We start from the raw sequence: 21,535 nt of genomic DNA, 5'->3' as shown, positions 1-21,535 counted from the left end.
CTTAAGGAGCCCGCCACCCATGGGAAGCATCGCACTCGACGTGATCCTGGTGGTGGTGCTCCTCGGCTTCCTCATCTCCGGTCTGCGCAAGGGCGTCTGGGCCACCCTCGGCGGAGTGTTCGGATTCCTGGTCGGCGCCACGGCAGCCTTCTTTGCGATCCCTCTGGTCGCCTCGTGGGTGCCTGACCCGCTGTGGCGGGTGGTCGCGGTGATCGCGGCCGCCGTCGTCCTGGTGGCCGCCGGGCACGGACTCGGCGCCGCCGCAGGGGCCGAGGTCCAGCGGATGTTCAACTCCCGCGCGGTCCGGGGCCTGAGCTCCCTGGTGGGCGGCGTGGCCAACGTGGTGGTCGCGATGTTCGTCATCGCGCTGCTGTCCTTCTCGATCTCCGCCATGGGCTTCCCGACGGTGAACCAGGCGATGAAGCAGTCCACCGTGCTGACCACCATCGATTCCGCTGTGCCCGAACAGGCTGAGTCCTGGTTCGCTCAGGTCCGCTCGGCGGTGCTGGACTCCGACATCCCGGAGATCGCACGGCTGGTCCCCGAGCCCGCAGAGCTGCCGGAGGACCAGGACCTCAACGACGCCGGCCTCGCGTCCGCCGCCTCGGTGGGCCGGATCACCGGTGTCGCCGAGCAGTGCGGGCAGTCCCAGTCGGGCTCAGGGTTCGCCGTCTCCCCCACCCGGGTGCTGACCAACGCTCACGTGATCGCCGGGGTCGCCGAGCCTGCGGTGGAGATGCCCGACGGCGAGGTGCTCACCGGCCGTGCCGTGCACTTCGACCCGGCCTCGGACCTCGCCCTGATCGCCGTGGACGGCCTGGATGTGGCACCGCTGGAGATCAGCGAAGGGGTCGACGTCGGGGATTCCGGCTACGTGATGGGCTACCCCGCCGGCGGCCCGTTCTCCGCAGGCAGCGCAGTGGTGCAGGCGCAGGACGTCTCCCAGGTCAACAACATCTACGGCAGCTCCCCGACCTCGCTGGAGATCTTCCAGCTCGGCGCCGACGTCCAGCAGGGCAACTCGGGCGGACCGCTGATCGACACCTCAGGGGACGTGGCAGGCGTCGTCTTCGCCCGCGCCGTGGAGGGCAGCAACGTCGGCTTCGCGATCACCGCGGACCAGGCCGGGGACGTGCTCACCGACCCGGACCGCTACTCCGAGACCGTCTCCACCGGCCAGTGCACCGACCGCTAGTCAAAAAATCGTAGAGCTGTTGCGAAATCGTAGAGCTCTAGCCCGACGATTCCCGACAGCCCTACGATTTTTTGACCGAAGGGCCGAGCGGCTAGAGGAGCAGCTCGGTGCCGGTGAGGCGCTGGTAGGCGTCCAGATAGCGCTGACGCGTGGCCTCGACGACCTCCGGCGGCAGCACCGGCGGCGCCTGGTCTGAGCTGCGGTCCCAGCCGGATTCGGCCGAGGTCAGCCAGTCACGGACGAACTGCTTGTCGAAGGAGGGCTGCGCCGCGCCGGGCTCCCAGCTCTCGGCGGGCCAGAAGCGGGAGGAGTCCGGAGTGAGGACCTCATCGGCCACGGTGAGCGCACCGGCCGGGTCGAAGCCGAACTCGAGCTTGGTGTCGGCCAGGATCACTCCGGCGTCCCGGCAGATCTCCTCCGCGAGGACGTAGATCCGCAGCGTGGCCTCGCGCAGCCGGACCGCCAGCTCCGCACCGACGTTCTCGGTGAGCGTCTCGAAGCTGATGTTCTCATCATGGTCGCCCTGCGCGGCCTTCGAAGATGGGGTGAAGATCGGCTCAGGCAGCTGGGAACCGTCGGTGAGACCCTCCGGCAGCACCAGTCCGGTCACCGTGCCGGTCTGCCGGTACTCGGCCAGCCCGGACCCGGTGAGGTAGCCGCGCGCGATGCACTCGGCCTCGACCATCTGCAGGTTCCGGCAGATCATCGCGCGACCGGCCACGGCCTCGGGCACCTCGACCGAAACCACGTGGTGGGAGATCCCCGCGGCCTCGAGCTGGTCGAACCACCACAGGCTCAGCTGGGTCAGGATGATGCCCTTGTCCGGGATGGGACTGCTCAGCACATGGTCGTAGGCGCTGATCCGGTCGCTGGCGACCATCAGGACCACGTCCTGACCGTCCCAGGGAGACCCCGGTGCGGGCCGGTAGAGCTCGCGGACCTTCCCGGAGGACACGTGCACCCAGCCGGGCAGCTCCTCGACGGTCGCGCCGTGGAGCGGCATCTCTGCATCCGCCGGCATCTCGGCATCCGGCGTCTCGGCGCCGAGCCGGATCTCTCCGGCGAGCGCCTTGGCGGCGATGTCGGTGCGGTGCTGCTCGCCGGGCCAGGAGATCTCATGCACTCCGGCGTAGGCGCGCTGCACGGCGTCGGCCAGCGAGGCGCCGGTGCCGACGACGGCGAGCACCCGCCCTCCGCTGGTGACCAGCCGGCCCTGGTCGTCGGCGGCGGTGCCGGCGTGCAGCACTGCCACGCCGTCGAGGTTCTCGGCCTGCGCGGTCCCAGCGATCACGTCACCCTTGCGCGGGGACTCCGGGTAGTTCTCGGCGGCCATCACGACGTCGGCTGCGTAGCCCTGCGCCCACTCGAGGGTGCGCGCCGGGCCGAGCGATCCGGTGGAGCAGTCCAGCAGCAGCTGACCCAGCGGGGTTGCCAGGCGTTCGAGCACGGCCTGGGTCTCGGGGTCGCCGAAACGGGCGTTGAACTCGATGACCCGCACGCCCCGGGAGGTGACCGCCAGGCCGCAGTAGAGCACCCCGACGAAGGGGGTGCCGCGGCGGGACATCTCGGCCAGGGTCGGGGCGGCGACGGTGTCCACCACGATCTGCACGAAGTCGCGCTCGACTCCCGCGGCGTCGGTCTCGGTGTAGCCGGTCAACCAGTCCAGCGGGGTGTAGGCGCCCATGCCGCCGGTGTTGGGGCCGGCGTCGTCGTTGAAGATGCGTTTGAAGTCCTGTGCCGGGGAGAGGGGCACCAGGTTGACCCCGTCGGAGAGGACGAAGAGCGAGACCTCGGGTCCGTCGAGGAACTCCTCGATGACCACGGTGCCGCCGGCGGCGAAGCAGGCCTGGGCGTGGGCGAGTGCTTCGGCGCGGTCCTCGGTGACCACCACGCCTTTGCCGGCGGCGAGCCCATCGTCCTTGATGACGTAGGGCGCGCCGAACTCCTCGACGGCAGCCTGCGCCCCGGCGAGATCGCTGACGTGCACCGCTCCGGCGGTGGGGACCTGGGCGGCCGCCATGATCTCTTTGGCGAAGGCCTTCGAGGCTTCCAGCCGGGCTGCGGCGGCGGAGGGTCCGAAGGCGGGGATCCCGGCCTCGCGGACCGCGTCTGCGACTCCTGCGGCCAGCGGCGCCTCGGGACCGATGACCACCAGGTCGAAGCCTCCGGCGACGGCGAGCGCGGCGACCGCGGCCGGGTCCTGGGCGTCGACGCTGTGGCACCGGACCTGCGCCGCGATGCCGGCGTTGCCCGGCGCGGCCTCGACGGTGGTGACTGCTTCATCACGCAGCAGTGCTCGGACGATGGCGTGCTCGCGGCCTCCGGGGCCGACTACAAGTACCTTCACGCCGCTCAGCCTATCGAACGGCGCGCGGCCGTTGGTCCGACATGGCCGCTGGTTCGACATGGCCCCCGCTTGCCAGGTGCCCAGCTCCGCCACCCCTGCTCCGCGGCCGCGGCCCCAGCTCCGCCACGGCCGCAGCGCATCCAGTTCCGTAGACTGAGCCCATGACTGCTGCTCGCCGCTCTGCCGAAGCACCCTCGGTGCCGTCCCTCCCCGGATCCGCTGAATCCTCCTCCGGCTCCCCTGCCGGTTCAGCTGCCGATTCCGCTGCCCAGCCAGAGCTGCAGGCCGCCTCGGTCGCGGAATCCGCTGAGCTGGCCGTGGTGACCCGCGCCGGCGTCGTGGAGTCCCGGCACATCGGATCCGCGGTGCTGGTAGGCCCCGACGGCGCGGTGCTCGAGTCCATCGGCGCTCCCGAGCGGCTGATGTTCCCGCGCTCCACGCTGAAGCCATTCCAGGCCATCGCCTCGCTGCGCTCCGGCGCGCTGATCTCCCCGGAGGCAGTCGCTCTGGCCTGCGGGTCCCATGTGGGCTCGCGCAAGCACCAGGAGCTCGCCGCGAGCATCCTCGCCGCTGAGGGGCTGGATGAGTCGGCGCTGAAGTGCCCGGCGGCCTGGCCCGCCCGCAACCATGACCTGCGCGTACACCTCGAGGCCGGCAAGACCGAGACGCCGCTGGCCTTCAACTGCTCCGGGAAGCACGGCGCGTTCCTCGCCGCCACGCGGACCAACGGCTGGCGGCTCAACACCTATCTGGAGCGCTCACACCCGCTCCAGAAGGTGATCATGGACGTGATCACCGAGTACTGCGGCGAGGAGCCGACCGTGGTCGGCGTCGACGGCTGCGGGGCACCGGCTCCGGCGCTCTCGCTCACCGGGCTGGCGCGCGGGTTCTCCAAGCTGGCCGCCTCCACCTCGCGGCGCGACGCCGAGGTCCACGCCTTCACCGTGAACCAGGCGATGCTGGACTACCCCTGGGCGGTGCACGGCCGCGGTGAGGCCAACACCGTGGTGCTCGAGGAGCTGGGCCTGACCGCAAAGCTCGGCGCCGAGGGCGTCCTCGTGGTGGGCACCCCGGACGGCACCGCCGTCGCGGTCAAGGTGCTCGACGGCTCCTCCCGCGCCACGAACCTGGTCGCGCTGAGTCTGCTCGCGGCCCGTGGCGTGATCGACGTCGAAGCTCTGGGCCCGGTGCTGCGCAAGATCGTCAAGCCGATCACCGGCGGGGCGGGCGCCGAGCAGGTGGGCAGCATCCGGCTGGCACCGGCGCTGCTCGACCGGCTCTGAGGCGCCTCCTCCCGACTGCGGGAGTTCAGGCTGCTCATGCCCCTTGTAGCTGACATTCAGGTTGATGCCGTCCAACGAGGACCGCGTTCGTCGCCCCGCTCCACGGGCAGCCTATGACGACGCGCGACTGAGGAGGGGCCTGACGTGCCACGGCTGAAACGGGTGATGCCCGCGAAGGATCCCGGGATCGAGCGCGTCGTGGAGGAGTCGGGCCTCGGCTACCGCACCAGCTCCGGCGAGCCGCTTGACCCTGCTGACCTCGAGCGGATCGAGGCCCTGGTGATCCCGCCGGCCTGGACCGAGGTCTGGATCTGTTCGCTGCCCCATGGTCATGTCCAAGCCGTGGGCACCGATGTCTCAGGGCGCCGCCAGTACCTCTACCATCCCGACTGGACCTCGCGCCGAGACCGAGGGAAGTACGCCAAAGCGCTCACCTTGGCCTCGGCGCTGCCTCGAGCGCGCGCCAAGGTCACGCTCGCGCTGCGTGCCGAGACCGTGGACCGGGATCGGGTGCTGGCCACGCCATTCCGACTCCTGGACGTCTCGGCGCTGCGGGTGGGCTCCAAGCGGCACCTGGCCCGCACCGGCAGCCGTGGGCTGACCACCCTGCAGTGCCGGCATGTCAGCATCGAGGAGACCCGGATCTCGTTCAGCTTCCCCGGAAAGTCCGGCCAGCGTCAGTCCATCGTGGTGGAGGACCCGGACCTTCTCCTCTCGATCACCGCGCTGGCCGCGGCAGGCCAGCGCGCCCCGCTCTTGGCCTGGAAGGAGGGACGACGACGGATGGCCGTGTCCCCTCAGCTGGTCAACCGCTACGTCCGGGAGCTCACCGGTGGAGAGTTCACCGCCAAGGACTTCCGCACCCTGCGCGGCACGATCATCGCGGCGCAGACCCTGGCCGAGATCGGGGTCGGCAGCACCAAGCGAGAACGGGACCGGGCCGAACGAGAGGCCACTGCCGCCGTCGCAGAGGGGCTCGGCAACACGCCTGCGGTCGCGCGCAGCTCCTACATCGACCCTCGGGTGTTCGCCCGGTACCGCAGCGGGCAGCTGCTGGACACCTCCCGCGCACCGGAATCCGCGCTGCGTTCGTTGCTGCTCACCAGGTGACAGCACCAACCATGGTTTTTATTCCACACATCGGCCCGGTTTCGCGCATCGGTGAACTGCCCGACTCAGGGCCTGATCAGCTTGTGCGAGACCCCCTGGGGTCATAGCGTCGAGGAGTCGCCCGCTTGGGCGGACAGGTCCTTTTCGACCACTGATAAGCGAGGCATAGATTTCCATGGCCGACTACAAAGTCACCAACCCAGCCACCGGCGAGGTCGAGGCGGAATTCGCCACCCTCACCGACGATCAGCTGAGCGCGACGCTCGATCACGCAGCTGAGACCTTCACCAGCTGGTCACAGACCGAGCTCTCCGAGCGCGCCGATCTGCTCCGCCGCGCAGCAGCGATCTACGAAGAGCGCAAGGACGAGCTGGCCACGATCATCACCCGCGAGATGGGCAAGCCGATGAAGCAGGCCCGCTCCGAGCTCGACATCGTGATCTCGATCTTCCGCTACTACGCCGATCACGGCGCCGAGTTCCTCGCCGACGAGCCGATCACCGATGCCCCTGACGGCAGCGCCGTCATGCAGAGCCGCCCCTACGGCGTGCTGCTGGGGATCATGCCCTGGAACTTCCCGTACTACCAGGTGGCTCGCTTCGCGGTGCCGAACCTGATGATCGGCAACACGATCATGCTCAAGCACGCCTCCCAGTGCCCCGAGTCCGCCGCCGCGATGGAGCAGATCTTCCGCGACGCCGGCTTCCCGCAGCACGCCTACACCAACGTGTATGCCTCCAGCGGGCAGATCGCCGACATCGTGATTCCGGACCCCCGCGTCGCAGGCATCTCACTGACCGGCTCCGAGCGGGCCGGCACCAAGGTCGCAGCGTCCGCGGGCGAGAACCTCAAGAAGGTCGTGCTGGAGCTCGGCGGCAATGACCCGCTGCTGGTCCTCGACCGCGAGATCCTGCCCGCCGCGGTCAAGGGCGCGGTGCAGGGCCGGATGGCCAACGCCGGACAGGCCTGCAACGCTGCCAAGCGCGTGATCGTCCCGGCAGAGTTCTACGACGAGTTCCTCGAGCAGTTCCAGCAGGCGCTCTCAGAGATCGAGCTGCTCGACCCGCTCTCCGAGGAGGCCTTCATCGGCCCGATGTCCTCGGTCCAGGCCGCCGAGGATCTGCACGAGCAGGTCCAGGACGCCGTGGAGAAGGGCGCCACCCTGCACCTGGGCGGCGACTTCGATCAGCGCGGGGGCGCCTGGTACCAGCCCACCCTGCTGACCGGGATCACCCCGGAGATGCGCGCCTACGGCGAGGAGCTCTTCGGACCGGTGGCCATGGTCTACAAGGTCGCCGATGAGGACGAGGCCGTGAAGCTGGCCAACGACACCCAGTACGGGCTCTCCGCCTCGGTGTTCGCCACCGACGTCGAGCACGGCCAGCGGGTCGGCGAGCAGATCCACACCGGCATGATCTTCATCAACGAGCCGGCCGGCACCTCCGCCGAGCTTCCCTTCGGCGGCGTGAAGCGCTCCGGCGTCGGCCGCGAGCTGGGCCCCTACGGCATGGCGGAGTTCGTCAACAAGCGCCTGGTCAAGATCGCCGGATGATGAGCAGCTGAACATGGCACGACGTCGCATCACCGCCGACGACGGCAGGGCCGCGGTCCGCGGGTGGGAGTCAGGAGACTCTGACCGCCGGACCGTGGCCACTGCTGTGCGGTACTACCTCGAGGAGCTCGCCGAGGTCGCCCCGGGCAACTCGGTGGAGGTCCGGGTCCCGCCCTTCGGGGTGACCCAGTGCATCGAAGGTCTCTCCCACTCCCGGGGCACTCCCCCGAACGTGGTCGAGCTCGCCCCGCAGGACTGGCTTCAGCTCGCCACCGGAGCCACCGACTGGGAGACCGCGCGAGCCGCCGGGCGGATCTCCGCCTCGGGCACCCGCGCGGACCTCTCAGCGCTGCTCCCGCTGCAGCGGTGACCCGCACCGCCCGCAGCAGCTCTACTCATATCCGCCCTCACCAGGCACTCGTCCGCGAACCTGTCGACGTGACCGCTGAGCACCAGCTCCCACGTGCCCGGCACCCAGGCTGGGCCGGTAGCATGGTGGATATGTCTTCACGCGAGCAGACGGGCGAGCCGGAGCGTCGGCAGGTGACCGTTCGTCCCACCCCCCGGCTGAGCCCCTTCCTCATCGCAGGTGTGCTCGCGGCCGTGGTGGCCGCCGTCGTCGTCGTACTGGTCACCGGCCCCGCCGAGGACTATTCGCTCCGCGGCTCGCTGGGATATCTCACCGTCGCCTTCGCGATGCCCGGGCTCGCCCTGGGCGCTGTGACCTGGCTGTTCATCGACTGGCGCTCTCGGAAGCGCACCCGCACTTACGACCTGCAGAAGATCGACTCTGCAGAGAGGACCTCTGCGCATGACCCGGAATGATGGTCGGCTGAACTTCAATCTTCTCGACGAGGACCCGCTGCCCCAGGATGAATGCGGGGTCTTCGGCGTCTGGGCTCCCGGGGAGGAAGTCTCGAAACTGGCCTACTACGGGCTCTACGCGCTGCAGCACCGCGGCCAGGAGTCTGCCGGGATCGCCGCCTCCGACGGCAAGAGCATTCGGGTGTACAAGGACCTCGGCCTGGTTTCCCAGGTCTTCGACGAGTCCACGCTGAACTCGCTGACCGGGCACATCGCCGTCGGGCACTGCCGCTACTCCACCACCGGCGCCAGCCAGTGGTCCAACGCCCAGCCCACCCTCGGGGACACCCCGCACGGCACCGTCGCGCTGGGCCACAACGGCAACCTGACCAATTCCGCGGACCTTCGCGACCGCATCATCGAACGCCACGGGCGCGCCGACTTCGGCGAGCTGAACCAGGGCAACACCACCGACACCGCGCTGGTGACCGCGCTGCTGAAGGAACAGCCCGGGGACAGCCTCGAAGCGCAGGCGATGGCCCTGCTGCCCACACTCGAGGGCGCGTTCTGCCTGGTCTTCATGAACGAGAACACGCTCTACGCCGCCCGCGACCCGCACGGGGTGCGCCCGCTGGTGCTGGGACGCCTGGCCAGCGGCTGGGTCGTGGCCTCCGAGCAGTCGGCGCTGGCCACCGTGGGCGCCTCGGTGATCCGCGAGATCGAGCCCGGCGAGCTGATCGCCATCGACTCCGACGGCGTGCGCTCGCACCGCTTCTCCGCCGCCACCCCCTCGCGCTGCGTCTTCGAATATGTCTACCTGGCCCGCCCGGACGCCAACATCAACGGCCGCTCCGTCTATGAGTCCCGCGTCGAGATGGGCCGTCAGCTGGCCCGCGAGGACACCCACGACGCCGACATCGTCATCCCGGTCCCCGAATCCGGGACCCCGGCCGCAGTGGGCTACGCCGAGGCCTCCGGATTGCCCTTCGCGCAGGGGTTCATCAAGAACGCCTATGTCGGGCGGACCTTCATCGAGCCCTCGCAGACGCTGCGTCAGCTCGGGATCCGGCTCAAGCTCAACGTCCAGGACCACGTGGTCCGCGGCAAGCGGGTGGTGGTCGTGGACGACTCGATCGTGCGCGGCAACACCCAGCGCGCCATCGTGCGGATGCTCAAGGAGGCCGGCGCCGCCGAGATCCACGTGAAGATCTCCTCCCCACCGGTGAAGTGGCCCTGCTTCTACGGCATCGACTTCGCCTCCCGGGCCGAGCTGATCGCCAACGGCGCCACCATGGACGAGATCACCCAGGCGGTGGGCGCCGACTCGCTGGCCTACATCTCCGAGGACGGGATGATCGCCGCCACCCAGCAGCCGCGCTCCACCCTGTGCACCGCCTGCTTCTCCGGGGTCTACCCGATCAAGCTTCCCCCGGAGAGCCGCCGCGGGAAGATGCTGCTGGAGACGCCCGCCACCACCGCCGGTTCCACGCAGAACCCCGGCGGCGGCTGCGATCCAGGACCCGATGCCGAATTCGAACTCGACGAGATCCCCCTCGCGGAGGCCAAGAAGTGACCACTGAGAACACCAGCGCCGCAGCACGCTCCGGCGCCCCGATCACCTATGCCTCCGCCGGAGTCGACGTCGAAGCCGGTGACCGCGCCGTGGAGCTGATGAAGGCCCACATCGAGGCCACGCACACGCCCCAGGTCATCGGCGGTGTGGGCGGCTTCGCCGGGCTCTACGACGCGTCCGAGCTCAAGCGCCTGCCTCGCCCGCTGCTGGCCACCTCCACCGACGGAGTCGGCACCAAGGTGGCCATCGCCCAGGCCATGGACATCCACGACACCATCGGCTTCGACCTGGTCGGGATGGTCGTCGACGACATCGTGGTCATGGGCGCCAAGCCGCTGTTCATGACCGACTACATCGCCACCGGCAAGGTCGAGCCCGCCCGCATCGCCGCGGTGGTCTCCGGCATCGCCAAGGCCGCCGCCGAGACCGGCACCGCCCTGGTCGGAGGGGAGACCGCCGAACACCCCGGTCTGCTGGCCGAGGACGAGTACGACGTCGCAGGCGCAGCCACCGGCGTGGTGGACGCCTCCGCCGTGCTGGGCCCGGAGCGGGTCCGCGCCGGCGACGTGATCATCGGCATGGCCTCCTCCGGCATCCACTCCAACGGCTACTCGCTGGTCCGCCGCGTGGTCTCCTCCGCCGGCTGGGGCTACGAGCGCGAAGTCGAGGAGTTCGGCCGCACCCTGGGCCAGGAGCTGCTGGAACCCACCCGGCTCTACACCAGGCCCTGCCTGGACCTGGTCACCGCGCTCAACGGCGACCCAGCCGAGGCCGAGATATCTCCCAACGCCCCGGTGCGCGGCTTCAGCCACGTCACCGGCGGCGGACTCGCGGCCAACCTGGCGCGCGTGCTGCCCGCCGGCCTGATGGCCACCGTGGACCGCTCCACCTGGTCCTGGCCCGCCGTGTTCTCGCTGATCGCCCGGCTCGGCTCGGTCCCGCAGGCCGACTTGGAGCGCACGCTGAACCTCGGCGTGGGCATGATCGCCGTGGTCTCGGCCGAGAAGGCCGATGCCGCCGTGGCTCACCTCACCGCCTCGGGCCAGACCGCCTGGGTGATGGGCGAGGTCAGCGCCTACAGCACCGAGGAGCCCCGCGTGGCCGACGCCGGCCTGGACTTCGTCCAGGGTGCCAAGGGCGTCGACGGCGGCGGCGTGTTGCTGACCGGGAGATACGGCGCCTGAGCCGATTGCAGGAACTCGGCGCAGCCAGTCATCGCTGCCCGGTGTCCGCCTGACCCGCGCCCCGCTCTCCTGACCGTCTGAAAAATCCGCACGACCAACCATTGCAGTCTCCAAGACCAGTGTGGCAAAGTACTTTGCATTGCAAACCTCACCGATCATTGGAGCACCATGGCACGGACACCGGAGTCCCGCGATGCTTTTCCTCCCTCGGAGGCGTTCGACGCCTCGGAGAGCCTGCGGATCCTCGATGAGAGCGCGGCGCGGGTCCGCGAGCGCCTGCAGCCCGATGACCGTCAGCTCTATGCCGCCTGGGGGCTGAGCTGGACGCTCGGCTATGTCCTCCTGTGGCTGTCCGCTGACCCGTTCACCGCCCCGCCCACCTGGGCCTTCCTCGTCTTTGCGGCCCTGCTGGTCGGGGCCGGCGTCTTCAGCGGCGTGCACCTGACCCAGCGGACCACCGGCATCAGAGGTCCCAGCGCGGTCAGCGGCGCGATCTATGGGTGGTCCTGGGTGGTGAGCTTCCTGGCCGTGTTCGTGATCAGCTCCCACGTGGCACGCGCCGACCTCGACCCGGTGATCATCTCCCACGTCTCCTTCGCCCTGCCGGTGCTGGTCGTAGGGATCCTCTACATGACCGGCGCCGCGATCTTCCGTTCGATCCCCCAGTTCCTCCTCGGCGCCTGGATCATCCTGGTGCTGCTGGTGGCGCTGTTCTTCGACCTTCCCACTGCCTATGCGGTGATGGGCCTCGCCGGCGGCGGCGGCATGTTCGCCGTCGCCCTGGGCCTCCACCTGTACCGGTCGCGTCCAACGGCGAAGACCGCATGAGCTCCCTGGATCCCGTGATCCACGCGCCGGCGCGGCTGCAGATCATGGCCGCCCTGGCCCAGCTGCCCAGCGGGGACTCCGTGACGTTCCCCCGGCTGCAGAAGGAGCTGGAGATGACCGCGGGGAACCTCTCGACCCACGTGCTCAAGCTGGACAACGCCGGCTACGTGGACGTCACCAAGACCCACGAGCGCCGCTCCCCGGTCACCTACCTCTCGCTCAGCCCGACCGGGCGGATGGCGCTGGATGATTACACGCGGCATATGCGCAAGATCCTGGAGATGGGACCATCATGAAACAGTCCACGGCAGCCGCATCCCTGCGTGGCGTCACCCGCCGGTTCGGCTCGGTCACGGCACTCGAGGATGTGACCCTGGACCTGCAGCCCGGCGAGCTGGTCGGCATGCTCGGCCCCAACGGGGCAGGCAAGTCCACCCTGCTGCAGCTGATCTCCGGGATCCGCCGCCCCACCGCCGGGACCGTGGAGCTCTTCGGCGAGGATCCGCGACTGCCGCGAGCCAGGGTCCAGCTCGGGACCACCCCGCAGGAGACCGGGCTGCCGGCGACGCTGCGGGTCCGCGAGATCGTCGACTTCGTCGCCGGGCACTATCCGGATCCGATGCCGCGCAGCGAGGTCCTCGGCCGGTTCGGGATCGCAGATCTTCAACGGCGCCAGATCGGTGGGCTCTCCGGCGGGCAGAAGCGCCGGCTCGCGGTGGCGCTGTCCCTGGTGGGCCGCCCCCGACTGGTCCTGCTCGATGAACCCACCACTGGCCTCGACGTGGACGCCCGCCACGTGCTCTGGGACGCGGTGCGCGAGTACCACGACAGCGGCGCCTGCCTCGTGGTCACCAGCCACTACCTCGAAGAGATCCAAGCCCTCGCGGAGCGGGTGATCGTGATCGATTCGGGCCGCGTGCTCGCCGACGAGAATCTCGAGTCCGTGCTGGCCAAGGTGGACGTCCGGCAAGTGCGGCTGCGCCTGGATCGCGCTGACCCCTCAGCCGCGGCGGCCCTGGAGCGTCTGGACGGAGTGCTCAGCGTGGAGCACGGGGATCTCAGCACCCTGGTCACCCGCGACGCCGACGCCACGGTCCGGGCACTGGTCCACGCCCGGATCCCCTTCGCGGGCCTGGAGGTCCGCGGCGCCTCCCTCGAGGACGCCTTCCTCACCCTCACCCGTGCGAACCTTGGTTCAACTCAGCCCTCCGGAGTCTCCTCATGAGCACCGCCGTCCGTCAGGACACCCGACCCTTCCTGCGGCTCGCGCTGCTGCACGCGCGGGTCCAGCTGCTGGAGACGATCCGCATCCCGATCGCAGTCATCGGCAACTTCTTCTTCCCGGCGATCGCGCTGCTGTTCTTCGTCGTGCCCAACAGCGAAGTGGCGGGAGACCCCACCCTGGCGACCATCGCGGTCGCGCAGCTCGCGCTCTTCGCGGTGATGTCCACCGCGCTGTTCACCCACGGCACCGGCGTCGCCGAAGATCGGGCTCTGCCCTTCGACGCCTATCAGCGCACGCTGCCGGCGGCGGCGGCGCCGCGCACCGCCGGCCGGGTCGGCAACGGCCTGGTCTGGACCGCGGCGGCGCTGGTGCCGGTGGTGCTGATCGGGGCGCTGTTCACCGAGGCCAGCCTGCCGTGGTGGCGCTTCTGCCTCGGGTTTCTGGTCATCCTGGCACTTTCGGTGCCCTTCACGCTGCTCGGGCTGGCCATCGGGTACTCGCTGCCGTCGAAGGCGGCCCTCGCCGTCGTCCAGCTGACCCTGTTTCCGCTGGCCTTCGCCGGCGGACTGTTCCTGCCCCCGCAGATGTTCCCCGGCTGGCTCGATGCCCTGAGTCAGGGACTGCCCTCGCGCGCAGGTCGCGACCTGCTGGCCCAGGTGCTCACCGGAGAGCCTGCCGGAGCGGCGGCGCTCCCGGTGCTCCTCGGCTGGACGCTGCTGTTCGCCGCGCTGACCGTCTGGGCCTATCGCCGGGATGAGGGCAGACGGTTCCGCTGAGCCGGCGAACGGCTGAGCTGCGCGGACGGGTGCCGGCGCACAGGCAGGACGAGGGCCCGGGAGATCACTCCCGGGCCCTCGTCTGTGGTGACCGGCGTCCATCGGTGCTCACCGGTGGACGCCCATCAGTGGGTCACCGGGTGAAGCCGTCCCGGACATCCTTTGCGGCGTCCTTGGCCTTCTCGCCGGCCTGCTTCTTTTCGGCCTTGTTCTTCTGGGCGGCGCCATCAGCCTGGGTCTCACGGTCACCGGTGGCCTTGCCCACGGTCTCCTTCACGGCGCCGACGGCCTTCTCTGCTGCGTTGCTGATCTTGTCTCCAACACTCATGATTCAGGTTCCTTTCGATTCATTCAGCTCTTGTTCACGATCCACTCTTGTGGTCTTCAGCTTCCGGCCAGCTCGACTTCCGCATCCTGGGACCTGCTGGAGTGGCGCACCGGATCGATGATGAGCCGCACTCCGCTCAGCGGGGCCTGCAGGGACTGTTCGACCTCGGCGCAGGTCTGGCGGTGGAGCCGCTCGACCGAGTCGCGGATGTTGCTGCGCTCGTCGATCTCGACCTTCATCAGCAGCCCGGGAGCTTTCGCGGTGCCTTCGAGCCGCACGGTGCTGGACACCACGCCGGGGACCGCCTCGGCGGACTCACCGATCGCGCGCTGCAGCACCGTGGTGTTGAGCCTGGTCACCCCGTCGCGTCCGTCGGCGTGGAGCTGGAACTCTCCGGCCCGATCCGTCCGCGGGACTGCCGTGATGATCCACCACAGACCCAGAACCACCAGGACGGCGCTGGCGGCCAGCACCGCACCTGGGAGCCAGGCGGGCAGTGCGTCTGCCGTGCCGAGAGAGTCTCCGGGCTGGGGCGCCTGCTGCCACTGACCTGAGAGCTGGTTCAGCAGGCCCATGGCCGCTGCGACCACGGCGCCGCCGACCAGCAGCAGCACCAGGCCCAGCAGGAACAGGATGGCCCGGTTCGGGGCCTTCGATACGGCGATCATCGCTTCTCCTTCTTCGTCGTGCGCACCGCGACCCGGGGGCTGCGGCGCAGACCCAGAGCGTCGTATCGCTCCTGGATCCGACCCGAGAGCACCTGTTCTACCTCGCGCCCGCTGGGGGCCACCGTGCCGACGCCGACCTGGACCCGGCCGGGCCTGGCGTCTGCTCGGGAGGAGACGGTGCCGTCGGTCCGATCGGCCTCGGCGGCGGCGATCCGCCCGAGCCCGCGAGTGGTGATCACCGTGGTGCGGGTGGCACCGAACTCGTCGAGGTTCATCTCGACCACGGAGGCCCGGCCGGGCTTCACGGCGAGCACCAGCAGGATCATCCCGATCAGAGCGGCCAGGATGCCGGCTGCCACCAGGAGTGGCGCACCCCAGGTGAGGCCTTCCAGGCCGTCCAGTCCGGCGAGGGTCTGACCCGCGGCGATCGCGGTGATCGACCACCACAGGCCCAGTGCTCCGAGGAGCACGATGGCGCTGGCCACGACCAGCGCCGGGATGCGCCGGTCCGGGCGTCGTCGAATCTTGGGGTTGCTCATTGCAGCGTCCTTTCCCCGGTGCCCACCAGCAGCTGGTCGATGCGCACGTCCACCCAGCCCACGCTGACGCCGGTCAGTCGCGTCACCTCGTCGCCGATGTGGCGGCGCGCGTCGTCGGTGAGCTTCTCCAGCGGAGCGGGATAGGGCAGCGCCAGGTGCACGGTGATGTTGGCGACCCCGCCGGTGATCTCGACGTCGGTCTTGGGCCGTGCCCGCGGGGTCGACCCGAGGCCGATCCCGGCGAATGTCATCCGCTCGGTGGCGGAGACCGAGTTCAGCTGACCGGCGATGTGCGCGGCGGTCTTCTGGACTGCGGCGTCCTTGACGATCAGTCGTCCACGGGTGTCAGCTGCCGCACTCATCGCCGTGACCGTTCTGCGCCGCTCAGCCGATTCAGGTCCACCTGACCTTCGATGACGAGGCCCACGAAGAGGCCCAGACCTCCGAGGAAGGCGACGCCGAGGAACGCCAGGAAGCCTTCCAGGATGGCGACGATGCCCAGGATCAGGCCGGTGAACAGTCCTACATACGATGCTTTCATGAGCTTTCTCTTTCACTCGATGGACGCGGACGTCCAGACGTAGATCGGGGCCTCAGGTCAGCTCGTGGCCGGATTCCCGGGGCTGCTCGTCGTCTTCGGGCAGGTGCACATCGGCGACGCTGATGTTGACCTCCACGACCTCCAGCCCGGTGCCGTGCTCGACGGCGCGGATCACGTTGCGGCGGATGTTCTCGGCGACCTCCACGATGGAGGCGCCGTACTCGACGATCACGGTGAGGTCGATGGCCGTCTGACGGTCACCCTTCTCCACGGAGACGCCGCCGCTGACCTGGGTGCGCGAGCCGGGGATCCGCTCGGAGATCGCGTCGAAGGTGCGACGGGCGATGTTGCCCATCGCGTAGACGCCGGGGACCTCGCGGGCGGCGATGCCGGAGAGCTTCTGGACCACGGTCTCTTCCACGGTGGTGGCGCCGTACTCGATGACCAGCGGGCTGTTCGCGGCGGCCGCGGCCTGCTTGCGGGTCAGCTCCGCGCTGTGATCGTTGCCGTTGCGGGCCGCGAGATCCGCAGACGCTGGGTTCTGACGTCCGGAGCCCGACGCGGCGTTGCCCTGGCCGGGCTTCTGGGCGGCGGAGTTGTTCTCAGTCATTGCGCTCTCCTTCAGATCGCTGAGCGCTCAGGAGCGCTCTATGCAGTGCAGATACGCTGACCGAGTTGGCCAGACATAAGCTAAGACGCGCTGGCTCGAGGATCCTCACGCAGATTCTTAAGATTTTTTCTGACCGCTTCCGGAGCGGCTCCCCGAGCCGCGCAGCGGACCGCCCGCCGGGCCGCTCACCGGGCCGCTCACGGGGCCTCCCGCTGGGTCGCCCGTCGCGGGGCTGGGCACCTTGCCGCGTGCGCTCTGCAGCTCCTGGATCATGCGCGTGGATTCTCTGCGCTCGGTGCGGCTCGGGCGCATCGCCAGCAGCGCCCAGAGGATGCAGGCGAGGTCGACGACCTCCTGCAGCCACGCCCCGACGATGGCAGGAAGCAGCCCCGCCGCGGCGATGAGCATCAGAAGCACGGACATGCCGACGCCGATCCAGATCGCCTGCCAGGCGATCCGCATGGTGCGCCGCCCGATATGGACGGCGCGCGCGGATCTGGCCAGGTCATCGACGGTGATCACGACATCGGCGGACTCGCTCGCGGCGCTGGAGCCGCGCGCCCCCATAGCGATCCCGACATCGGCAACTGCGAGCACCGGGGCGTCGTTGACGCCGTCGCCGACCATCATCACCGGGCGCGGCCGGGCAGCCTGCACCGCGGTGACCTTGTCCTGCGGGAGCAGGTCCGCGCGGACGTCGTCGATGCCTGCCTGCTGCGCGATGTGGTGGGCGACGTGCGCGCCGTCGCCGGTGAGCATCATCGTGGTGCTGACCCCGGCCCGGTGCAGCGAGGCCATCGTGGCGCGGGTCTCGAGACGCAGCTCATCGGCCAGCGCGATATAGCCCGCGTAGACACCGTCCACCGCGACATGGACGCCGCTGTGACCCGCCGGCGGCGTCGCCGGAGCCGTGGAGCTCTCCCGGGCGATGAATCGCGCGCTGCCGACGGCGACGGCGCGGCCCGCCACCCTTCCGCGGACTCCGTTGGCCGGCACCTCGGTCACCTCCTGGGCGCTCGGCACGCCGTCGGCCGGGGCGCTGGCGGCCTTGACCACCGCGGCGGCCAGCGGATGTGAGGAGTACTGCTCGAGAGCTGCGGCGAGGGTGAGCATCCGGTCCGCGTCGATCACCCTGTCGGTCCCCTCGTCGATCCCGACGGTGTGGACCTGGGTGACCTGGGGCGTGCTGTGGGTCAGGGTTCCGGTCTTGTCGAAGGCCGCGGTGCGGACTCGGGCGAGCTGCTCCAGCGTGCCGCTGCTCTTGACGATGATGCCGTTGCTGGCCGCTCGGGACATCCCGGCCATGAACGCCACAGGTGCCGCGATGATCAGCGGGCAGGGGGTCGCCACGACGAGCACCTCGGCCGCCCGGGAGGGGTCTCCGGAGAGGGCCCAGGCTCCGGCGGCGAGTCCGAGCGCGCCGAGGGTGAACGGGATCGCGACCCGGTCGGCGAGCCGGACGAAGGGAGCTTTGGACTCCTGGGCCTTGCGGACCAGTGCGATGATCCGCTGGTACTGGGATTCCGCGGCATTCGCGGTGGCGCGGACCTCGATGGCCTCACCGCCGTTGACCGCCCCGGAGAGCAGCTCCTCTCCATGGGTGCGCTCCACGGGAAGGGACTCGCCGGTCAGCGAGGATTCGTCGAAGGTGGCCGCCGCGGAGGTCAGCACGGCGTCCACCGGCACCACCTCGAAGGGCCGCACGAGCAGTCGGTCACCGACGTTGACCTGCTCCACCGGGACGTCCACGGGTCCACTCTCGGCGGTGCGTCGGTGCGCGGTGTGCGGGGCGTTCTCCAGCAGCCCGGTCAGCTCGCGGCGGGCCCGGCCTGCGGCGTAGTCTTCCAGGGCTTCGCCGCCGGAGAGCATCAGGCAGACCACCAGGGCGGCCCAGTACTCCCCCACCGCCACGGTGGAACCGATCGCGGTGATCGCCAGCAGGTCGATGCCGTAGGTGCCGGCGCGGAGATCCTTGACCATCCGGCGGGCCTGGAGCAGGGCGATGAGCACGGCGAAGCCGGAGATCACCCAATGCGCGGCCAGACCCTGACCGCTGAGCTCAAGGGCGCCGCCGAGGATTCCGATGGCCACGGTGGCGATGACCAGCGGGTAGCGCGCCATGCCCAGGACGGTCTTCCGCATGCCTCATTGATACGCCGGAATCCACCGGCTGTATAGAAAGGCGTCGCTGGCTCGATTACGGCCAGCGCTCAGGAACTAATCGGTGCCAGCTCCCAGCGGCGAGCCCCCTGCAGGGCGGGAGGTGATGCTCATCGCGGCGGGCCCCGCCGAGCAGGACTGGCAATCGGTGAAGGCCGGATAGAAGACTCCCACCCCCTGGACGGTGAGGTGGACCTGGGTACCCGGGGTCAGGGGCACCGCGTTGAGCTGACGCAGCCGCAGGGGTGATTCGACGCCGTCAAGCTGGACCAGCGCGGTGGTGTCATGGCCGAAGTACTGCGAGCTGAGCACGGTTCCGGCGACGCCGTGGTCGCTGAGCGTGATCTGCTCGGGGCGCAGCATCACCTGACCCGCTGCACCACTGACCGTCCGGTGGGCGCTGGCCAGGTTCGGGCAGACCAGCTCCACGTTCACGCTGCCCAGGGTCGTGGCAGAGGCCCATGTCGAGTCGGTCAGCTGGTCAGCGAGCTGGCCGGGCAGCAGCACGGCGTCGCCGAGGAACTGGGCGGTCTCCACGTCGCAGGGCCGGGTGTAGACCTCTTCGGGCGCACCGATCTGGCGCAGCCTCCCGTCCTTGAGCACCGCCACCTGATCGGCGAAGGACAGCGCCTCGTCCTGGTCGTGGGTGACCAGGATCGTGGTGGTCCCGGTGACCCGGAGGATGTCGCGGATCGCCTGGCGGGTGCTTTCGCGCAGCCCCGCATCGAGGGCGGAGAACGGCTCGTCGAGCAGGATCATCTCGGGCTGCCGGGCCAGCGCCCGGGCCAGTGCGACGCGCTGGCGCTGCCCGCCGGAGAGCTGGTCCGGCCGGCGAGCGGCGTGGTCACCGGTCAGGCTGACCAGCTCGAGCAGCTCCGCGACCCTGCGGTGCCGTTCGCGCCGGGGGGTGCCGCGCGGGAGTCCGAAGGCGATGTTGCCGGCGACGTCGAGGTGTGGGAACAGCGCTCCGTCCTGGGCGACCAGGCCGATGCTGCGCCGATGCGCCGGCACTGCGGTCACGTCGGCGCCGTGGAGCCGGACCTCCCCGTGTGCGGGCGCCAGGAATCCCGCGATGACCCGCAGCAGCGAGGTCTTGCCCGAGCCGGAGGGCCCGACGATCGCCGTCGTCGTCCCTGCTGGGACGCGCAGGTCGATGTCGTGCAGGACCGGCTGGTCGCCGAAACGCACCTCGATCCCTGAGACCTGGAGCATCGTGGTGTCGGGGTGAGTGGTGTCAGCGTCCACGGGGCGCAGTGTGGTTACGGTCATCGGACCTCCTTGAGCAGTCGCGAAATCATCATCCAGGCCGGGATCGCCGCGACGAGCACGAGCAGAGCGGCGAAGGGGGCGGCGGCGGCATAGGACTCCCCGCCGGTGTAGGTCCACAGCCGGGTGGCCAGGGTGTCGAAGCCGGTGGGGCGCAGCATCAGCGTGGCCGGGAGCTCCTTGATCGTGGTCAGCAGCACCAGCAGTGCGCCGGAGAGGATTCCGGGCAGCATCAGCGGCAGCGTCACGCGAAGGTAGCCCATGCCGGGGCTGCTGCCCAGGGACTGGGCGGCCTCTTCGAGCTCCGGGGGCGCCGAGAGCGCAGAGGCCAGCACCGGACCCAGGGCCAGCGGCAGCATCAGCGCACAGTAGGCCAGAGTCAGCATCCACATGGTCTGATACAGCGCCGGGAGCACCGCGATCCCAAGCATCACCACCGAGAGTCCGATGACCACGCCGGGCAGCGAGTGCGCCAGGTAGGCGGTGCGCTCCAGCAGCCGGGCGAGCCGGGAGGGGCGGCGCGCCAGCCACAGGGCCAGCGGGATCGCGATCGCGGTGGTGGCCAGCGCTGCGAGGCCGGCTGCCCACAGCGAGCTCAGCAGAGCAGAGCCGATCTCGGCCCAGGAGCCCGGCCGGGAGACCCCGCGCAGACTCCAGACCAGCAGCGCCGAGAGCGGGACCAGCAGCGCGATGAGCACCGGGGTCCAGGCCAGCGCGAGGACCGGGAAGGTCCAGCGGCCCATGCGGAAGCGGGCCGGGCGGGCGCGTCCCTCGCCGGACATCGTGGAGTAACGGGTGCCGGTGCGGCGCACCCGACCTTCGAGGATCAGCAGGCAGAGCGTGAAGACCAGCAGCACCGAGGACAGCGCGACCCCGCCGAGCCGGTCGAAGCCCATGGAGAAGCTGGTGAACACCGCCCGGGTGAAGGTGTCCACGCGCAGGATCGAGACGGCGCCGAAGTCCGCGATGACGTAGATGGCGCAGAGCAGGGTGCCTGCAGTGATCGCGGGGGCGGCCTGCCGGACGGTGACCGTGAAGAAGGTGTCGACGGGGCCGCGGCCCAGCGCGCGGGCGGCCTCCTCCTGGGCGGGGTCCACGGAGACCAGCGCGGCGACCACCGGGAGATAGATATAGGGGTAGGTCACCGAGGTGATCACGATCGCGGCGGCGAGGAAGCCCTCGAAGCTGGTGCCCGGGTTCACCAGGGCGTTCATCGACTGCCAGCCGAAGGCCGCGACGTAGCTGGGGACCGCCAGGGGCAGCGCCGCGGCGACGCCGAGGATCAGCCGTCCGGGGAGCTGGGTGCGGGTGACCAGGAACGCGAGGCCCACGCCGAGGACCAGGCAGAGCACGGTGACCGTGCCGGTGAGCGTCAGCGAGGTGTAGGCCAGTCGGGCGCTGCGCGCGCTGAACACCGTGTCCAGGAAGTCCGGGAGCGGGAACTGGGCCAGCCGGATCAGCAGGTAGAACAGCGGCAGCAGCGCCACCAGTGTGGCGATGACCGCAGCTGCTCGAAGCCACAGCGGCACCGCCACGCGTCCGTTCC

At 69.9% G+C, this 21,535-nt stretch carries 22 protein-coding genes; 12 read left to right on the top strand and 10 right to left on the bottom strand.

Annotation, left to right across the window (positions count from 1 at the left end; translation table 11 throughout):
- The first annotated feature begins 19 nt into the window (after positions 1–19).
- Positions 20–1,195: a MarP family serine protease gene (locus ACHAA4_RS09830; RefSeq protein WP_435773998.1), complete on the top strand. Its 1,176-nt coding sequence runs from the start codon at positions 20–22 to the stop codon at positions 1,193–1,195.
- Positions 1,196–1,286: 91 nt separating this feature from the next.
- On the opposite strand, the gene purD is transcribed toward ACHAA4_RS09830, so the two are convergent.
- Positions 1,287–3,542 (bottom strand): phosphoribosylamine--glycine ligase, encoded by a 2,256-nt coding sequence (purD, locus tag ACHAA4_RS09825; protein WP_435773997.1) that lies wholly within the window; start codon positions 3,540–3,542, stop codon positions 1,287–1,289.
- Positions 3,543–3,703: 161 nt separating this feature from the next.
- Between purD and ACHAA4_RS09820 the strand changes: the two genes are divergently transcribed.
- From ACHAA4_RS09820 to ACHAA4_RS09770, 11 genes are all read left to right on the top strand, one after another.
- Positions 3,704–4,825: an asparaginase gene (locus ACHAA4_RS09820; RefSeq protein WP_435773996.1), complete on the top strand. Its 1,122-nt coding sequence runs from the start codon at positions 3,704–3,706 to the stop codon at positions 4,823–4,825.
- Positions 4,826–4,969: 144 nt separating this feature from the next.
- Positions 4,970–5,935 (top strand): DNA topoisomerase IB, encoded by a 966-nt coding sequence (locus tag ACHAA4_RS09815; protein ID WP_435773995.1) that lies wholly within the window; start codon positions 4,970–4,972, stop codon positions 5,933–5,935.
- Positions 5,936–6,110: 175 nt separating this feature from the next.
- Positions 6,111–7,487 (top strand): NAD-dependent succinate-semialdehyde dehydrogenase, encoded by a 1,377-nt coding sequence (locus ACHAA4_RS09810; protein WP_435773994.1) that lies wholly within the window; start codon positions 6,111–6,113, stop codon positions 7,485–7,487.
- A 13-nt stretch (positions 7,488–7,500) separates the two neighbouring features.
- Complete coding sequence (locus tag ACHAA4_RS09805; protein ID WP_435773993.1) at positions 7,501–7,857, top strand: sterol carrier family protein; 357 nt, start codon at positions 7,501–7,503, stop codon at positions 7,855–7,857.
- 131 nt (positions 7,858–7,988) lie between these two features.
- On the top strand, positions 7,989–8,312 hold the full coding sequence (locus ACHAA4_RS09800; RefSeq protein ID WP_435773992.1) for a hypothetical protein: 324 nt from the start codon (positions 7,989–7,991) through the stop codon (positions 8,310–8,312).
- Entirely contained in the window at positions 8,299–9,864 is a 1,566-nt protein-coding gene (gene purF, locus ACHAA4_RS09795; protein WP_435773991.1) for an amidophosphoribosyltransferase, read from the top strand. The genes ACHAA4_RS09800 and purF overlap by 14 nt, the downstream gene beginning before the upstream one ends.
- Entirely contained in the window at positions 9,861–11,048 is a 1,188-nt protein-coding gene (purM, locus tag ACHAA4_RS09790) for a phosphoribosylformylglycinamidine cyclo-ligase (RefSeq protein WP_435773990.1), read from the top strand. Before purF ends, purM begins: the two co-directional genes overlap by 4 nt.
- A gap of 168 nt (positions 11,049–11,216) precedes the next feature.
- Entirely contained in the window at positions 11,217–11,876 is a 660-nt protein-coding gene (locus tag ACHAA4_RS09785) for a hypothetical protein (RefSeq protein WP_435773989.1), read from the top strand.
- Entirely contained in the window at positions 11,873–12,172 is a 300-nt protein-coding gene (locus tag ACHAA4_RS09780; RefSeq protein ID WP_435773988.1) for a transcriptional regulator, read from the top strand. Before ACHAA4_RS09785 ends, ACHAA4_RS09780 begins: the two co-directional genes overlap by 4 nt.
- A complete protein-coding gene (locus ACHAA4_RS09775) occupies positions 12,169–13,101 on the top strand; it encodes an ABC transporter ATP-binding protein (protein WP_435773987.1) in 933 nt (310 codons plus the stop codon). Before ACHAA4_RS09780 ends, ACHAA4_RS09775 begins: the two co-directional genes overlap by 4 nt.
- Entirely contained in the window at positions 13,098–13,877 is a 780-nt protein-coding gene (locus tag ACHAA4_RS09770) for an ABC transporter permease (protein WP_435773986.1), read from the top strand. The genes ACHAA4_RS09775 and ACHAA4_RS09770 overlap by 4 nt, the downstream gene beginning before the upstream one ends.
- A 133-nt stretch (positions 13,878–14,010) precedes the next feature.
- On the opposite strand, the gene ACHAA4_RS09765 is transcribed toward ACHAA4_RS09770, so the two are convergent.
- The 9 genes from ACHAA4_RS09765 to ACHAA4_RS09725 form a co-directional block, all read right to left on the bottom strand.
- Positions 14,011–14,205 carry a CsbD family protein gene (locus ACHAA4_RS09765; RefSeq protein WP_435773985.1) on the bottom strand — a complete coding sequence of 65 codons (195 nt, stop codon included), beginning with the start codon at positions 14,203–14,205 and terminating at the stop codon, positions 14,011–14,013.
- A gap of 56 nt (positions 14,206–14,261) precedes the next feature.
- Complete coding sequence (gene amaP, locus ACHAA4_RS09760; RefSeq protein WP_435773984.1) at positions 14,262–14,873, bottom strand: alkaline shock response membrane anchor protein AmaP; 612 nt, start codon at positions 14,871–14,873, stop codon at positions 14,262–14,264.
- Complete coding sequence (locus tag ACHAA4_RS09755; protein ID WP_435773983.1) at positions 14,870–15,412, bottom strand: DUF6286 domain-containing protein; 543 nt, start codon at positions 15,410–15,412, stop codon at positions 14,870–14,872. The genes amaP and ACHAA4_RS09755 overlap by 4 nt, the downstream gene beginning before the upstream one ends.
- On the bottom strand, positions 15,409–15,774 hold the full coding sequence (locus ACHAA4_RS09750) for an Asp23/Gls24 family envelope stress response protein (protein WP_435773982.1): 366 nt from the start codon (positions 15,772–15,774) through the stop codon (positions 15,409–15,411). Before ACHAA4_RS09750 ends, ACHAA4_RS09755 begins: the two co-directional genes overlap by 4 nt.
- Entirely contained in the window at positions 15,771–15,953 is a 183-nt protein-coding gene (locus tag ACHAA4_RS09745) for a hypothetical protein (RefSeq protein WP_435773981.1), read from the bottom strand. Before ACHAA4_RS09745 ends, ACHAA4_RS09750 begins: the two co-directional genes overlap by 4 nt.
- Before the next feature lie 52 nt (positions 15,954–16,005).
- A complete protein-coding gene (locus ACHAA4_RS09740) occupies positions 16,006–16,563 on the bottom strand; it encodes an Asp23/Gls24 family envelope stress response protein (protein WP_435773980.1) in 558 nt (185 codons plus the stop codon).
- A 117-nt stretch (positions 16,564–16,680) separates the two neighbouring features.
- Positions 16,681–18,705 (bottom strand): heavy metal translocating P-type ATPase, encoded by a 2,025-nt coding sequence (locus ACHAA4_RS09735; RefSeq protein WP_435773979.1) that lies wholly within the window; start codon positions 18,703–18,705, stop codon positions 16,681–16,683.
- A gap of 75 nt (positions 18,706–18,780) precedes the next feature.
- Positions 18,781–19,992 (bottom strand): ABC transporter ATP-binding protein, encoded by a 1,212-nt coding sequence (locus tag ACHAA4_RS09730; protein ID WP_435773978.1) that lies wholly within the window; start codon positions 19,990–19,992, stop codon positions 18,781–18,783.
- A complete protein-coding gene (locus tag ACHAA4_RS09725) occupies positions 19,989–21,524 on the bottom strand; it encodes an ABC transporter permease (protein ID WP_435773977.1) in 1,536 nt (511 codons plus the stop codon). Before ACHAA4_RS09725 ends, ACHAA4_RS09730 begins: the two co-directional genes overlap by 4 nt.
- Positions 21,525–21,535: the final 11 nt, after the last annotated feature.

The sequence above is a fragment of the Nesterenkonia maliinae genome (genome assembly GCF_051262655.1).
GTDB lineage: Bacteria > Actinomycetota > Actinomycetes > Actinomycetales > Micrococcaceae > Nesterenkonia.
The sequence above is the reverse complement of the archived record's forward strand: the minus strand, read 5'-3'. Positions and strand labels throughout refer to the sequence as shown.

Bases quoted from the DNA above. Each gene is read 5' to 3' on its own strand.
- ACHAA4_RS09830 (WP_435773998.1), top strand. From the start codon at position 20: ATGGGAAGCATCGCACTCGACGTGATCCTGGTGGTGGTGCTCCTCGGC.
- ACHAA4_RS09820 (WP_435773996.1), top strand. From the start codon at position 3,704: ATGACTGCTGCTCGCCGCTCTGCCGAAGCACCCTCGGTGCCGTCCCTC.
- ACHAA4_RS09810 (WP_435773994.1), top strand. From the start codon at position 6,111: ATGGCCGACTACAAAGTCACCAACCCAGCCACCGGCGAGGTCGAGGCG.
- ACHAA4_RS09805 (WP_435773993.1), top strand. From the start codon at position 7,501: ATGGCACGACGTCGCATCACCGCCGACGACGGCAGGGCCGCGGTCCGC.
- ACHAA4_RS09800 (WP_435773992.1), top strand. From the start codon at position 7,989: ATGTCTTCACGCGAGCAGACGGGCGAGCCGGAGCGTCGGCAGGTGACC.
- purF (WP_435773991.1), top strand. From the start codon at position 8,299: ATGACCCGGAATGATGGTCGGCTGAACTTCAATCTTCTCGACGAGGAC.
- ACHAA4_RS09785 (WP_435773989.1), top strand. From the start codon at position 11,217: ATGGCACGGACACCGGAGTCCCGCGATGCTTTTCCTCCCTCGGAGGCG.
- ACHAA4_RS09780 (WP_435773988.1), top strand. From the start codon at position 11,873: ATGAGCTCCCTGGATCCCGTGATCCACGCGCCGGCGCGGCTGCAGATC.
- ACHAA4_RS09775 (WP_435773987.1), top strand. From the start codon at position 12,169: ATGAAACAGTCCACGGCAGCCGCATCCCTGCGTGGCGTCACCCGCCGG.
- ACHAA4_RS09770 (WP_435773986.1), top strand. From the start codon at position 13,098: ATGAGCACCGCCGTCCGTCAGGACACCCGACCCTTCCTGCGGCTCGCG.
- ACHAA4_RS09765 (WP_435773985.1), bottom strand. From the start codon at position 14,205: ATGAGTGTTGGAGACAAGATCAGCAACGCAGCAGAGAAGGCCGTCGGC.
- amaP (WP_435773984.1), bottom strand. From the start codon at position 14,873: ATGATCGCCGTATCGAAGGCCCCGAACCGGGCCATCCTGTTCCTGCTG.
- ACHAA4_RS09755 (WP_435773983.1), bottom strand. From the start codon at position 15,412: ATGAGCAACCCCAAGATTCGACGACGCCCGGACCGGCGCATCCCGGCG.
- ACHAA4_RS09750 (WP_435773982.1), bottom strand. From the start codon at position 15,774: ATGAGTGCGGCAGCTGACACCCGTGGACGACTGATCGTCAAGGACGCC.
- ACHAA4_RS09745 (WP_435773981.1), bottom strand. From the start codon at position 15,953: ATGAAAGCATCGTATGTAGGACTGTTCACCGGCCTGATCCTGGGCATC.
- ACHAA4_RS09740 (WP_435773980.1), bottom strand. From the start codon at position 16,563: ATGACTGAGAACAACTCCGCCGCCCAGAAGCCCGGCCAGGGCAACGCC.
- ACHAA4_RS09735 (WP_435773979.1), bottom strand. From the start codon at position 18,705: ATGCGGAAGACCGTCCTGGGCATGGCGCGCTACCCGCTGGTCATCGCC.
- ACHAA4_RS09730 (WP_435773978.1), bottom strand. From the start codon at position 19,992: ATGACCGTAACCACACTGCGCCCCGTGGACGCTGACACCACTCACCCC.